This window comes from Streptococcus mitis (genome assembly GCF_946188615.1).
GTDB classification, from domain to species: Bacteria; Bacillota; Bacilli; order Lactobacillales; family Streptococcaceae; genus Streptococcus; species Streptococcus mitis_BZ.
The window spans coordinates 74,875-90,068 of sequence record NZ_CAMHVK010000006.1 but is presented as its reverse complement, the minus strand read 5'-3'; the positions used below and the strand labels follow the sequence as shown (position 1 = coordinate 90,068).

The following is a 15,194-nucleotide window of genomic DNA, read 5'->3' as shown; positions in this document are numbered from 1 at the left end:
GATGTTGGGAATTCTAGCTACCCTCTCGCTTTATTTCGGCTTGATTTCCTGGATTGCCTATTGGAAAAAAGGGAGTGAAGAGGACTATTATCAGGTTAAGAAAGCTATTCCAGTGACAGTTCTGGCCTTCTCAGTCTTTGCGACTTTGCTCAGTCCCATTTCCTTTCTGACTCTGGTGGGGAATGCCTATACAGGCAGGTCCTATCTCTGGTTTGCCCAATGTGGCATCTTTCTAGCCATTCCACTAGCTCATCGCTATTTTCTGCCCCTCTATCAAAAGGGAAACTATGAGACAGCCTATCATCTTTTAGAGGACAAGTTTCAATCGACTGGCATTCGTTCACTGGCCTCAGGTCTTTTCATCCTCTACCAGTTGGGGCGAATAGCAGTGGTGACCTACTTGTTGTCTCAGGCCTTAGAGCCTTTTATCCCCATCAATCAGCTGGTCTTGTCAGGTTTACTTCTTCTCTTGACGGTCTATTATCTGGCAAGGGGTGGTCTCTTGGTTGTGCTGTGGACGGACTTCTTTCAAGGCTTGGTCCTACTGGCTATATTGGCCCTCTTTCTACCAAGAATTGCCCAATCTGGTTTAGTCGTGAATAGCAGTCAACAGCTATCTCACTTTGCAGAGACGCTGGATGGGAAGACGGTCTTTATCTTAGTTGCAGGAGCAGGTTTTAGTAGCTTGTTTTCCTACGTTTCTTCGCAGGATATCGTCCAACGTTTTAATAGCAAAATGGGGCGTCAGAAGATTGGAAAAATCTTATGGATACAGGGACTCTTGTCCTTTGGGATTGCCAGTTTACTGTATCTGATTGGCTGCTTGATTCGTCAGGAAAATTTCGCTACCACATCGACCAATCCTGTTCTCATTGCTTACGCTCGGGAAGGTCTGGCACCTTGGTTTGGTAGTTTCATCATGCTGGCTCTCTTGGCAGCAGGCCAATCCACGGTCTCATCCAGTATGAATGCAATCGTGACCTGCTTGAAGTTGGATTTCGCCTGGTCAAAGATTCGCTGGTCGCCAAGCCTCCTATCCTTTGCCTTAGCAGGCCTGTCCTGGCTCCTCTGCCTCTTACTCATGAATGCAGAAATCTACTCCATCTACGAATGGATTAACGGCTTTATGGGTCTGACACTGGGTGTGATTGGTGGTTTGTACCTCTTGGTTTTGCTCCTCAAAAGACCGAGTTTACAGTTAGCCAAAATCTATCTGGTTTTTAGTCTAGGAGCCTTGGTTCTCTATCATTACAGTGGCCTTTTTGTCAACCCCAATCCCTGGTTAAATAGCATCATTACCACTCTATCTGCCCTGTTTATCTCATTTCTAGGAAGACTATATGAAAGCAAAATCTAAACCCATAGCTGTCATTTTGATCCGTTCAGGTTCACGCGGCTTAGTGGATAAAAATATCAAACCGCTTGCAGGCAAACCCTTGGTTTTCTATACCATAGAAGTCGCTCTAGCCTCCAAGTTATTTAGTGAAATCTGGGTCTCCTCAGACTCGCTAACCTATCTAGAACTCTGTCGTCAAGCCTATCCAGAGATTCGTTGTGTTCATAGACCAAAAGAATTGGCCCTATCAACAACCTCTAGCTTAGAAACCTTACGAGACTTTTTACAGCCCTTTGAGGAAGAGCAGGTCTTTGTGAATCTACAGGTGACCTCACCCTTGAGAGAGGTGGAGCATCTTATCGAGTCCTACCAACTCTACTGTCAGTCTGGTGCCGACCATTTGATTTCCTGTGTCAAGGCAGACAAAAGTCGTAGCCTTTTCTTGCAGTTTGCGGAGTCGTCATTTATCCGTCCCCCTCAGGTATCTAAGCACTATGCTCGGCAGAAAGAGCCTGTCTATTACTATCCCAATGGTAGTATCTGGATTTCTCGCAAGGACCTTTACCTACGAGATGAGACCTTTTACACGAATAAAACAGTAGCCTATGAAATGCCCAAACTCTATTCTTATGATATCGACGATGCCTTGGACTTTGAAGTCGTTGAGACCTTGCTGCACCATCACCACCTAGGAGAATCAAAGAGATGAAACACCTCATCATTGCCACAACGCCCTTGCAGGCTAAAATAGCTCAGCATATCAAGAGCCTCTATCCTGATAAGGACTTTGTCAGCCTTTATGTCAGTCCTGTAAAAAATGCTCGTCAGGAGCATTATGCTAAGGATTTTGACCACGTTCACTATCCTCAAACGGCAGAGGACTTGGCTCAGATTTGTCAGGAGCTTGCCGGCGACTATGGCATCATCTTTTATGCTAGCTTTGACAATAGCTTGATTCTGGACTTGGTTGCTAGTTCTACCTACCAACACCTCATGAGCTTCGATGATGGTTATGCGGATATTTATCCCTTGGGTATGTATGCTTGGCCTCTTCAGCCCAGTCAGGTGGGCTCTTTAGGCTTGACCAGAGATGACTTGATTGAGCGAACGGAAAAGCACTATACCCTCTATCGTAGTGACTACCATGTCGTGGCTAGAGAAAAGCTAGTCTATATGGAGCATTTTTTTGACCTGCCCCAAGCCCCCGTTTCAAATGGCAAGACAGTCAAGGTTCTGCTGGGACAAAAGTTCTCTGAAGAGGACGACCAGATTTCTATCCGCTTTATCAGCACCTATGCAAAAGTATTGGCCATTGACCTCTATCTGCCCCACCCCAAGGAAACCTTCACTATCCCTGATGTGGCCTACTTAGAGACGGAGCTGATCTTTGAAGATGTCCTAGCCCAACTCTTTCAAGAATACGAGTTCGTTCATGTCTATCACTTTACTTCATCAGTCAGCCTCCACTTGAAAGATCTGCCCCATGTGACCATTACAGGTATTTCTCTCCCCTACTATGAGGACCGTCAAAAAGAATTGCGACGCTTAGGTTGTCAGTTTGAAAGGATTTCACTTGGCTGGTAGCATAAATGTATATTTTCAAACATGTAAATCCATGCATCTGTATGGATTTTTTATATATAAATATAGCGAAAAACTATAGTTTGAATGATCAAAAAGTACTCAAATTCTTTGTATAGGAGGTTTTAAAGTGTTAAAATAGAAATGTCGAGTTTTCGAGTTTTATCAATCATCTGTTGTAATAATAACATATTAAAATTTAGAAATCATACAAAAAAATAAAAATAAAGGATGCTAAGAATGTTTATAAATAAAAAGGAAAAATTTTCCATTCGTAAGTTTAAAGACGGCCGTTCAGACTCAGTCAAAATCGGTACAGTTGGTCTGATTGTCGGTGCAGCTCTTGCAATGGCAGCTGGAACGCAGACCGTTGAAGCGGCAATGACAGAAAACAGCGATAACACAACAACGATTTCAAATGATAATGGTTCAGTAGTTGTAGAAACAGCTAATATTGAGGATCCAAATAATGGTAAGAACTTTGATACTAATCCAACTGAAAGTGATACAAAAACAATCACTAAAACTGGAAAAGTAGATTACAAATATGTAACTGCTGAAGGAAATACTGTATTAGAAGAAAACAAAAACCAAAACTCTGGTGCTGACAAAACTATCGAAACAACATACGATGTATTCGGTAAATCAGGAGAAGTTTTCAAAGAAACAACAGGTGGAGATGCACAAGATAGCGACTTAAACGACGCTAAAGAAAATGGTAAGAAAGAAACGATTGAAAAAGACGGGAAAACTTACCACCTAATCGGAGAACCTAAAGTTGAAACTACTGGAGATGGTGGAGGAGTATACTCTGATACAACTCTAGGTGATGTGACTGCAAAATTGACTCCAGAAGGATTAAGTAATGCAGAAGGTAAAATCACTTACGACACTGTGAAACCTGGTGGAAAAGCTTGGATTGTTGAACAAACAGGAAAAGGAACATATGGTAAATATGTGCAAGCTGATTCAGGTGCAATCACTTCTGACGATAAAATGATTGAAGCCTTCAAATCTGGAGAAGCAACAGCAAAAGACTTCAATTCAGCGAATGTAACAGCTGATGGTGGAATCAAAGAAGGAGACTATGTTTTCGTCCTTGAGAAAAACACTTATGTAACAGTTAACTCTGGGGATGTTACTTTATCAGCTTATATACCTTTATCGCCTAAGGACAATGTAGCTGATGACCTTTCGGATTCGGGACAGGGGGATGGTGCAAGTCTAGATAGAACATATGCAATGGTTCAAAAATTTAAAGCTGCGCCAGATACTTTAACAGGAGAAAGGAACAAAACTACTGTAAAAGGGTATCTTGCTTATCTTCAAGAAAAAGGATTAGAAGATAACATTCTTAATTTTAAACGATATTTTGCTGTGGGGCTAGACGCAAAAACTGGTGTTAAAGGCGCTATAGCAGTTGATAATGGAGACCAAGTTGATGCTAAAAGAAGACCGACATCGGATGTAACTGCGGATTATTCAGAGGTTTATGAATCTGGAACAAGTGCTATAAGTGGTGGTGATTTTACTCTTAACCTTAGTGGTCCTCAAGCGGAATATGAAACTTACACTTACCGCGATGAAATCACTCCACTTCGTGCCTACCGTTTAGCAAGTGGTACTACAACAATCACTTACACTTATGCCGAAGAAAAAACTCGTGAAGTCGAGAAAAAAGGTTCTGTAGTCGTTAACTACCAAACAGCAGACGGAGTAGAATTGAAAGCTCCTTACACTGATACTCCTGAAACAGTAGCTGAAGTAGTAACTGAGCATTACTATGTAAATGCTGATGGACAAGAAGTAGTTGTAGAAGACAAAACTGTTAGAACGCCTAAAAACGTAGCGTACAACACTAAGAAAAATGAAACTGAAAAACCTCAAAAACTTACAGATGCACAAGGAAATGTTTACTACCTAAACGAAGCAAATACAACAACATCTGTAAATGGTACAGAAACTACATCGCCAGCTGAAGAAGGTACAGTAGTAGAAGGTGTTACAAAAGTAACTTACATCTATGAAAAAGCTGGATCAGTCATCGTCAACTACAAAACAGAAGATGGAACTCCACTTACAGGAACAGTAGTTGGAGATGAAAGCAAAACTGTAGCTTCAGGTACGAAAGATGTTGATAATGGTAAACCAGGTACAGAGTACAACACTGCAGATAACGGAATGAAACCAGAACGTATTAAAACTGCGGAAGGAAAAGTTTACCAACTGGTTCCAGAATCAACTGAAGGTGAACCAGAAGGTGAAGTAGAATCAGGTGTAACTAAAGAAGTAACATACGTTTATAAAGAAGTTAAAGGTAACGTAGTTGTTAAGTACGAAGATACTGAAGGTAACACACTTGCTGATGACGAACAAGATGAAACAGATGCTTCTCTAAATGTTAAATACGATACAGCTGACCACAAAAAAGAATCTATCACTAAAGATGGTGTTAAATACTACTTAACAGCTAAAGAATTGAAAGATGGTTCTAAACCAGCAACAGGTGATGTTGTTGAAGGGACAACTACAGTTACTTACGTTTACGAAAAAGCTGGATCAGTAATCGTTAATTACCAAACAGAAGATGGAACTCCATTAGTAGGTGTTGACGCAGATGGTGCTAACGTAGCTTCAGGTGCTAAAGACACAACAGACGCTAAAGCAGGAACTGACTACAACACTGCAGACAACGGATTGAAACCAAACCGCATCACAACTGCAGAAGGAAAAGTATACGAACTCGTCCTAGCATCAACTAAAGGTGACGAAACTGGTAAAGTTGTTGCTGGAGAAACTAAAGAAGTAACATACGTTTATAAAGAAGTTAAAGGTAATGTAGTCGTTAAGTATGAAGATACTGAAGGTAACGTAATCGCTGAAGACGAAAAAGACGAAACAGATGCTTCTCTAAACGTTAAATACGATACAGCAGACCACAAAAAAGACGAAATTACTAAAGATGGAGTTAAATACTACCTAACAGCTAAAGAGCTTAAAGATGGTTCTAAAGAAACTGGAGACGTAGTAGAAAGTACAACGGAAGTAACATACGTTTACGAAAAAGCTGGACAAGTAGTCGTTAACTACCAAACAGAAGACGGAACTCCATTAGTAGGTGTTGATGCAGCTGGTGCTAACGTAGCTTCAGGTGCAAAAGACACTGTAGACGGAAGACCAGGATCAGCATACGATACTTCTGATAACGGAATGAAACCAAATCGTATTACAACTGCAGAAGGAAAAGTGTACGAACTAGTACCAACATCAACTAAAGGTGATGAAACAGGTACAGTAGTAGCTGGAGAAACTAAAGAAGTAACATACGTTTATAAAGAAGTTACTGGAGACGTAGTAGTTCACTATGTTGACACAGAAGGTAACACAATCGCAGCTGATAAAGATGACCTTAAAGGTGCATCTCTAAGCGAAAAATATGACACTGCTGTTGATAATAAACCAGAAAAAATCACTGCAGAAGACGGAACTGTATACTACATTACAAAAGCTGGTCTTAAAGATGGTTCTAAACCAGAAACTGGAAATGTAGTGGAAGGTAAAACAGATGTAACTTACGTTTACGAAAAAGCTGGATCAGTCATCGTTAATTACCAAACAGAAGACGGAACTCCATTAGTAGGAACTGCAGACGGTAAAGATGTAGCTTCAGGTGCAAAAGACACTGACAATGGAAAACCAGGTTCTGAATACAATACTGCAGATAACGGATTGAAACCAAACCGTATCACAACTGCAGAAGGAAAAGTATACGAACTCGTACCAGCATCAACTAAAGGTGATGAAACAGGTACGGTAGAAGCTGGACAAACCAAAGAAGTAACATACGTTTATAAAGAAGTTAAAGGTAATGTAGTTGTTAAGTATGAAGATACTGAAGGTAACACACTTGCTGAAGACGAAAAAGACGAAACAGATGCTTCTCTAAATGCTAAATATGACACAGCAGACCACAAAAAAGACGAAATCACTAAAGATGGTGTTAAATATTACTTAACAGCTAAAGAGTTGAAAGACGGTTCTAAACCAGCTACTGGTGATGTAGTAGAAGGTACAACTACAGTAACTTACGTTTACGAAAAAGCTGGACAAGTAGTCGTTAACTACCAAACAGAAGATGGAACTCCATTAGTAGGTGTTGACGCGGATGGTGCAAACGTTGCTTCAGGTGCTAAAGACACTGTAGATGGAAAACCAGGATCTGATTACACAACTGCAGACAACGGAATGAAACCAACTCGTATCACAACTGCAGAAGGAAAAGTATACGAGCTAGTTCCAACAGCAACTAAAGGTGACGAAACTGGTAAAGTTGTTGCTGGAGAAACTAAAGAAGTAACATACGTTTATAAAGAAGTAACTGGTGATGTAGTCGTTCACTACGTTGATACAGAAGGCAACGTAATCGCTGATGATAAAGAAGATACAAAAGGTGCTTCTCTAAACGCTAAATACGATACAACTGACAACAAACCAGAGAAAATCGAAAAAGACGGAACTGTTTACTACTTAACAGAAAAAGCTGTCAAAGACGATTCTAAACCAGAAAACGGAGACGTAGTAGAAGGTAAAACTGAAGTAACTTACGTTTACGAAAAAGCAGGACAAGTAGTTGTTCACTACACTGATGAAAAAGGTAACACGATTCAAGTGGATGCTGTTGATACAAAAGACGGCAAACCAAACGCTGACTACAACACTGCTGATAACGACATGAAACCAAACCGTATCACTACTCCAGAAGGAAAAGTATACGAATTAATCCCTCAATCAACTAAAGGTGATGAAACAGGTAAAGTTAAAGCTGGAGAAACTACAGAAGTAACTTACGTCTACAAAGAAATCACTGGTAATGTAGTCGTTCACTACGTTGATACAGAAGGAAACACATTAGCTGAAGATACGAAAGATGTAGAAAATGGATCACTAAGTGAGAAATATGATACAACTGATAACAAACCAGCTAAACTTGAAAAAGATGGTACTGTTTACTACTTAACAGCTAAAGAATTGAAAGACGGTTCTAAGCCAGAAAACGGTGCTGTTGTAGAAGGAACTACAGAAATCACTTATGTATACGAAAAAGCAGGAAACGTTCTTGTTCATTACGTAGATGAAGCTGGTAACACTCTTCAAGCAGATGCTGTTGATACAAAAGACGGTAAGCCAGGAGCTAAATACGATACTTCTGATAACGACATGAAACCAACTCGTATCACAACTCCAGAAGGTAAAGTATACGAATTAGTACCAGCATCAACTAAAGGTAACGAAACTGGTGATGTTGAAGCAGGTAAGACTACAGAAGTAACATATGTGTACAAAGAGGTTAAAGGAAACGTAGTCGTTCACTACACTGATGAAGCGGGTAACACAATCGCTGAAGATGTTAAAGATACGACTGACGGATCAGTAAGCTCAGCATATGACACAACTGATAATAAACCAGCAACAATCACTACAAAAGATGGTAAAGTATATGTACTTGTACCAACTTCAACTAAGGGTGAAGAATCTGGTAAAGTAACCGAAGGAACTACAGAAGTAACTTACGTTTATAAAGATGCCAAAGAAGAAGCTTCTAAAGCAATCGATAAAGCTTTGTCTGAAAAAGAAAGCAAGATCAAAGAAAATCCTGAGTTAACGAAGGAAGAAAAAGAAAAAGCGATCGAAGAAGCTAAGAAAACAGCTGAACAAGCTAAGAAAGCATTGGAAGAAGCGAAAACTCCTGAAGATGTAAAAAAATCTACTACAAAAGCTAAAGAAGAAGTAGAAAAAACTCCTGTTACTCCAGAAGACAAGCCAAAAGCGAAAGAAGCGATTGATAAAGCTCTAGAAGATAAAGTGAAGAAGATTGATGAAAATCCAAACTTGACTCCAGAGCAAAAAGAAAAAGCTAAAGAAGAAGCTAAGAAAGGTGCTGAAGAAGCTAAGAAAGCCATCGACAAAGCACCTTCTAAAGAAGAAGTAGAAAAAGCTAAAGAGAATGGTAAGAAAGAAGTTGAGAAAGATACTCCAACTCCAGACAAACCATCAACTCCGTCAGAAAATGATAAGGATCAGCCAACTACACCTTCTCCAGAAGAAAAAGCTAAAGCGAAAGAATCTGTCGATAAAGACTTGGAAGAAAAAATCAAGAACATTGATAAAGATCCAAGCTTGACTCCAGAGCAAAAAGAAAAAGCTAAGGAAGAGGCTAAGAAAGAAGCTGAGAAAGTTAAGAAATCAATCGAAGAAGGTAAGACAACTGAGTGGGTAGACGAAAAAGGCAACCCAATCAAACCTGTAACACCAGGAACATACCCAGCAGGATCAACTCCTAACTACGAACTAGTAGGAACAGTTACAAACCAAGAAACAGGTAAAGTAACTCATATCTTCAAACCATCAACTAAGAAACCTGTAACGGTATGGGTAGATGTAAATGGTAAGCCAGTGAAACCGCTAGCTGAAGGTGATAACCCAGCTGGATCAATTCCAGGATATGCTTTAGTAGAAACCATAAATGTTGAAGGAACTGGTAATGTCATCCACGTATTTAAACGTACTACAAATGGAAGACCTCAAAAAGAAGATTCTACACATGGAGGATCACTCACTCCATCTCAACCAGGTTCTCCAGCAAGACCTTCAACAAATCCGGTGAGACCGACAGACCCAAGTCAACCAGAAACTCCAGTAGTTCCTGCAGACCCAAGTCAGCCAGCTAACCCAGCTAATCCGGCTAACCCAGCGGGTCCAGCAACTCCAGCGATGCCATCGGCACCAGTAAATGGTGAAGCACCACAAGCTCCAGCAGCTCCATCAGAAGCTAAAGGACAAGCTGAACTTCCAAACACTGGTACAGCAGATAATGCTAGCCTAGCAGCACTTGGACTTCTTGGAGTCTTGAGTGGATTTGGACTTGTTGCTCGTAAGAAAAAAGAAGACTAATTCTAATTAGATTTTCTGACAAGAATAAGGAGTAGGATATCATATCCGCTCCTTTTCTTTTTGGGTTGAGATGAGAGTCATCTTAGAGTTGGTAAAAATTTTCAATGGTTTGATTGTCAATTCTCTGTAGATTTTCTCGTTCTAATCCCATATAGACAAGATTACAGAATCATAATCTATAAGTTGTCTGGCTTGACTTTCTTGATGGAGGTTATATAATAGTTGAAATAATTACAGTTACAACTATGAGGAGAAATATTTATGACCTATGAATACAAGAGCCACATTTATTTGGCAGAGGCAGTTTTAAATGTAAAGAACTTGGCAAGTCAAACAGCCTTTTATCAGCAAGTGCTTGGTTTAGAAATCTTATCTCAAACTGAGACAGAGGTCGTTCTGGGACTTGGAGGAAAAGCCTTGGTACACTTGATTCAAACACAAGAGAGCGGTGAAGTAAGGGAACATTATGGCCTTTACCATCTGGCCATTCTCTTGCCGACACGAAAGGCTTTGGCGGATGTCTTGAAGCACCTGACAGATTTACAGATTCCTCTAGTTGGCGGTGCAGACCATGGGTACAGTGAGGCTCTTTACTTGGAGGATTTGGAGGGAAATGGCATTGAACTCTATCGAGATAAGCCGGTTTCCACATGGGATATTCGAGAAGACGGACGCATTATCGGAGTGACGGAGGCTCTTGCGGCGCAGGACATTTATGAGCTGGGGGAAAGAGTAGAGCCCTTTATCCTGGCAGAAGGTACGAGAATGGGGCATATTCATCTTTCCGTCAAGGATAGTCGAAAGTCCAGCCAGTTTTATCAAAAGGTGTTAGGGTTAGAGGATAAATTCAGTGTGCCTAGCGCTAGTTGGATTGCAGCTGGGGACTATCATCATCATTTGGCAGTCAACGAATGGGGAGGAAAAAATCTGGCTCCGCGTAAGCAAGACTTGCCAGGTTTGGCCCATTATGTTATTGAGGTTGCTAGTAAAGAAGAACTGTTAACGATTGCCCAGCGAGCACAAGAAGTTGATGCACCAATCAAATGGCTGACATCAAGCCAGTTGGAAATCACAGACCCAGACGGAATCGTGACCCGTATTCGCTTAGCTAGATAGGATGTGATAAAGACCAGCATCTAATACTCAATGAAAATCAAAGAGCAAACTAGGAAACTAGCCGCAGGCTGTACTTGAGTACGGCAAGGCGACGTTGACGCGGTTTGAATTTGATTTTCGAAGAGTATCAATTGTAGAAAGTGCTCCTTATTCTAGTCAGACACGTAGAAATTTTGATATGATAGTAGGGAACAAGGAGAAGAATACAATGATCAGCGAATACCAGAAAATGATAGCAGGAGAGGTTTACCGTCCATCGGACCCAGAATTGCGGGCCTTGGCTCAGACTTCTCGCCAAAAACAGTCTGCCTTTAACAAGGAAGAAGATCCCTTGAAGGGAGTCGAAATCATCAAGACTTGGTTTGGCTCGACTGGACAAAATATTTTTGTCAATCCACGCCTGGTGGTCGATTATGGGGTCAATATCCATCTAGGGGAAAATTTTTATTCTAATTGGAACTTGACCATGCTGGATGTTTGTCCGATTCGCATCGGTGACAATGCTATGATTGGTCCCAACTGTCAGTTCTTGACTCCCCTCCATCCATTGGACCCGGAGGAACGCAATTCAGGTGTGGAATACGGAAAGCCCATTACCATCGGTGACAATTTCTGGGCTGGAGGTGGTGTCATTGTCCTTCCTGGAGTGACATTGGGTAATAATGTTGTTGCTGGAGCAGGGGCTGTAATCACTAAGTCCTTTGGCGACAACGTTGTCCTAGCTGGTAATCCTGCGCGCGTGATGAAGGAGATACCTGTGAAATAGAAGTAAAAAGGAACAGCGGAGGTTGTTTCTTTTTTGTAGGTTTTCATCATTTTTTATCCAGCCCACATTTACCTACTCTATATTTTATAAAGTCTGCTTCATTGATCAATTTAAAAGCATCTCGTAAGTGGGATGCTTTTTTCTCCTCAGTTCCTCAGCTTCCTCCTTGACACTTTATCAGCTTTTGATACAATAGTACAAAATTAGAGGAGGTAGGTTATGGTTCAGAAACATGCGATTCCCATTTTAGAGTTTGATGATAATACTCAGGCGGTCATCATGCCCAATCACGAGGGGCTAGACTTGCACTTGCCCAAGAAGTGTGTCTATGCTTTTTTAGGTGAGGAGATTGACCGTTATGCGAGGGAAGTAGGGGCGGACTGTGTCGGCGAATTCGTTTCAGCCACCAAGATCTATCCAATCTATGTCGTGAACTACAAAGGCAAGGAGGTCTGTCTGGCTCAGGCTCCTGTCGGTTCAGCTCCAGCAGCTCAGTTTATGGATTGGTTGATTGGCTATGGTGTGGAGCAGATTATTTCCACTGGAACCTGTGGTGTGCTGGCTGATATAGAAGAAAATGCCTTTCTAGTCCCTGTTCGCGCTCTGCGAGATGAAGGAGCTAGTTATCACTATGTGGCACCTTCTCGTTATATGGAAATGCAGCCAGAGGCTATTGCTGCTATTAAGCGAGTGTTGGAAGCTAGAGGGATTCCCTATGAAGAAGTCATGACCTGGACGACAGACGGTTTTTACCGAGAAACGGCTGAAAAGGTGGCTTATCGCAAGGAAGAAGGCTGTGCTGTTGTGGAGATGGAGTGTTCTGCGCTTGCGGCAGTAGCCCAACTGCGAGGGGTTCTCTGGGGAGAATTGTTGTTCACAGCTGATTCCTTAGCAGACTTGGACCAGTACGATAGTCGTGACTGGGGTTCAGAAGCTTTTGAGAAGGCCTTGGAACTCTGCCTTGAGATAACTTCTCAGATCTAGCTACTCTTCTTCTTTTTATGGTACAATGGATGTATGTTATTCAAATTATTTGTGAAAAAAATTGAAAGGGCCTTGGGTGGACTTTCGCCAGCTCGTCGTATCTTTTTAAGTTTCGCTGGAGTTATTTTTATAGGTTCTCTTCTTTTGAGTTTGCCTCTTGTCCAGGCGAGTGGTTCGCAGGCTACTTATTTTGACCATCTTTTTACGACGGTTTCTATGGTATGTGTGACTGGCCTCTTTACGCAACCGGTAGCTACCACCTATAATGTCTGGGGGCAGTTGATTTGTATGCTCTTGATACAGATTGGTGGTCTGGGGCTCATGACTTTTATCGGGGTCTTTTATATTCAGGGGAAGCAAAAGCTCAGTCTTCGCAGTCGTGAAACTATTCAGGAAAGCTTTAGTTACGGGGAAACTCGGTCGCTGAAAGCCTTTATGCGTTCCATCTTTTTGACGACTTTTCTGGTAGAGGGTTTGGGAGCTTTTCTTCTTAGTTTTCGTTTTATTCCTGAGTTCGGCTGGGGACGAGGTATTTTCACCTCTATCTTTTTAGCCATTTCAGCCTTTTGTAATGCTGGTTTTGATAATTTCGGCAGTAGCAGTTTAGTGGCTTTTCAGACGGATCTCTTAATCAATCTGGTTATTGCTGGTTTGATTATCACGGGTGGTCTTGGCTTTATGGTCTGGTTTGACTTGGCAACCCAGTTTGACAAGAAGAAAAAACGTCGTCTGAGGTTCCACACCAAGCTGGTTCTCTTCTTGACTGCAGGGATCTTGCTGTTTGGGACAGTATCCACACTCTTTACGGAGTGGCACAATCCTGGAACCATTGGTAATCTTAGTGTTCCAGAGAAAGTGCTGGTTAGTTTTTTCCAAACCGTCAGCATGAGAACAGCTGGCTTTGCTTCTATTGACTACACTCAAGCTCGGCCTGTGACCTTGTTTATCTATATCTTACAGATGTTTCTCGGAGGGGCGCCTGGAGGGACGGCTGGGGGGCTCAAGATTACGACTTTCTTTGTCTTATTGGTCTTTGCGCGTAGTGAATTGCTGGGTTTACCTCATGCCAATGTTGCGCAGAGAACTATTGAGGCTCGAACAGTCCAAAAATCCTTTAGTGTCTTCATTATCTTTTTGATGACCTTCTTGTTGGGCTTGATGTTGTTGGGAATTACAGCAGAAGGAACACCGCGATTTATCTACCTCATGTTTGAGACCATTTCAGCTCTTGCGACAGTTGGGGTAACGGCAAATCTGACACCAGAATTGGGCAAGCTAGCTCTCAGTATTGTCATGGTGCTCATGTTTATTGGCCGTATCGGTCCCTTGACCTTGCTGGTTAGTCTAGCGGATTACCAGCCAGATAAGAAAGATTTGATTCAGTATATGAAAGCAGATATTAGTATTGGGTAAGAAAGGAAGAACGATGTCAGATCGTACGATTGGAATTTTAGGTTTGGGGATTTTCGGGAGTAGTGTCCTGATGGCCCTTGCCAAGCAAGATATGAATATCATTGCCATTGACGACCACGCCGAGCGCATCAATCAATTTGAGCCAGTTTTGGCGCGTGGAGTTGTTGGCGATATCACAGATGAGGAACTCCTCAGAACTGCAGGAATTGATACCTGTGATACGGTTGTAGTGGCAACAGGGGAAAATCTAGAGTCGAGTGTGCTTGCAGTCATGCATTGTAAGAGTCTAGGGGTACCAAGGGTTATTGCCAAGGTCAAAAGCCAGACAGCTAAGAAGGTGCTAGAAAAAATCGGTGCTGACTCGGTGATTTCACCTGAGTATGAAATGGGGCAGTCTCTAGCGCAGACCATTCTCTTTCATAACAATGTTGATGTTTTTCAACTGGATAAAAATGTGTCTATTGTGGAGATGAAAATTCCGAGTGTTTGGGCAGGTCAAAGCCTGAGCCAGCTAGATTTACGTGGCAAATACAATCTCAATGTCCTAGGATTTCGTGAACAAGAAAATTCACCACTGGATGTCCAGTTTGGTCCTAATGACCTCTTGAAAGCAGATGCCTATATCTTGGCGGTGATTAATAACAAGTATCTAGATGACTTGGCAGAATTAAATTCGTAAGGAGGGGAATCCCCTCTTTTTTGATGTCCAAGATAGGAAATAGAGAGACCTGTATTCCAATTGAGACTAGAAACCCTTGTATTCTAGTAAAAGTCCTTCAAAAGCTGGACTTTATGGTAGAATAGAAAGAAGTGACAAGAGAGAGTAGTACTCTTCGAAAATCTCTTCAAACCACGTCAACGGCGCCTTGCCGTAGGTATAGGTAACTGACTTCGTCAGTCTTATTCACAACCTCAAAACCGTGTTTTGAGCTGACTTCGTCAGTTCTATCTGCAACCTCAAAGCAGTGCTTTGAGCAACCTGCGGCTAGTTTCCTAGTTTGCTCTTTGATTTTCATTGAGTATAAGAAAAAATCAGTCCCCTAAAGG

9 protein-coding genes are annotated in these 15,194 nt (G+C 41.7%); all 9 read left to right on the top strand.

What is annotated here, in order from left to right; all coding sequences use genetic code 11:
• Window position 1: 1 nt before the first annotated feature.
• The 9 genes from OCF95_RS07240 to OCF95_RS07200 all read left to right on the top strand — a co-directional run bounded on the left by OCF95_RS07240 (window position 2) and on the right by OCF95_RS07200 (window position 14,826).
• Window positions 2-1,357 carry a sodium:solute symporter family transporter gene (locus OCF95_RS07240; protein ID WP_261105155.1) on the top strand — a complete coding sequence of 452 codons (1,356 nt, stop codon included), beginning with the start codon at window positions 2-4 and terminating at the stop codon, window positions 1,355-1,357.
• Complete coding sequence (locus tag OCF95_RS07235; protein WP_261105154.1) at window positions 1,341-2,045, top strand: acylneuraminate cytidylyltransferase family protein; 705 nt, start codon at window positions 1,341-1,343, stop codon at window positions 2,043-2,045. The genes OCF95_RS07240 and OCF95_RS07235 overlap by 17 nt, the downstream gene beginning before the upstream one ends.
• The gene (locus OCF95_RS07230) at window positions 2,042-2,920 is read left to right on the top strand and encodes a glycosyltransferase family 52 (RefSeq protein WP_261105152.1); all 879 of its coding nucleotides are present in this window, start codon (window positions 2,042-2,044) and stop codon (window positions 2,918-2,920) included. Before OCF95_RS07235 ends, OCF95_RS07230 begins: the two co-directional genes overlap by 4 nt.
• A 237-nt stretch (window positions 2,921-3,157) precedes the next feature.
• Window positions 3,158-9,868: a MucBP domain-containing protein gene (locus OCF95_RS07225; RefSeq protein ID WP_261105150.1), complete on the top strand. Its 6,711-nt coding sequence runs from the start codon at window positions 3,158-3,160 to the stop codon at window positions 9,866-9,868.
• 261 nt (window positions 9,869-10,129) lie between these two features.
• Complete coding sequence (locus tag OCF95_RS07220) at window positions 10,130-10,984, top strand: VOC family protein (RefSeq protein WP_261105149.1); 855 nt, start codon at window positions 10,130-10,132, stop codon at window positions 10,982-10,984.
• Between the two features lie 208 nt (window positions 10,985-11,192).
• Window positions 11,193-11,750 (top strand): sugar O-acetyltransferase, encoded by a 558-nt coding sequence (locus tag OCF95_RS07215; RefSeq protein WP_237447464.1) that lies wholly within the window; start codon window positions 11,193-11,195, stop codon window positions 11,748-11,750.
• Window positions 11,751-11,969: 219 nt separating this feature from the next.
• Window positions 11,970-12,734: a nucleoside phosphorylase gene (locus tag OCF95_RS07210; protein ID WP_049500477.1), complete on the top strand. Its 765-nt coding sequence runs from the start codon at window positions 11,970-11,972 to the stop codon at window positions 12,732-12,734.
• Window positions 12,735-12,767: 33 nt separating this feature from the next.
• Window positions 12,768-14,147: a TrkH family potassium uptake protein gene (locus tag OCF95_RS07205; RefSeq protein ID WP_261105148.1), complete on the top strand. Its 1,380-nt coding sequence runs from the start codon at window positions 12,768-12,770 to the stop codon at window positions 14,145-14,147.
• Between the two features lie 13 nt (window positions 14,148-14,160).
• Complete coding sequence (locus OCF95_RS07200) at window positions 14,161-14,826, top strand: potassium channel family protein (RefSeq protein ID WP_261105147.1); 666 nt, start codon at window positions 14,161-14,163, stop codon at window positions 14,824-14,826.
• Window positions 14,827-15,194: the final 368 nt, after the last annotated feature.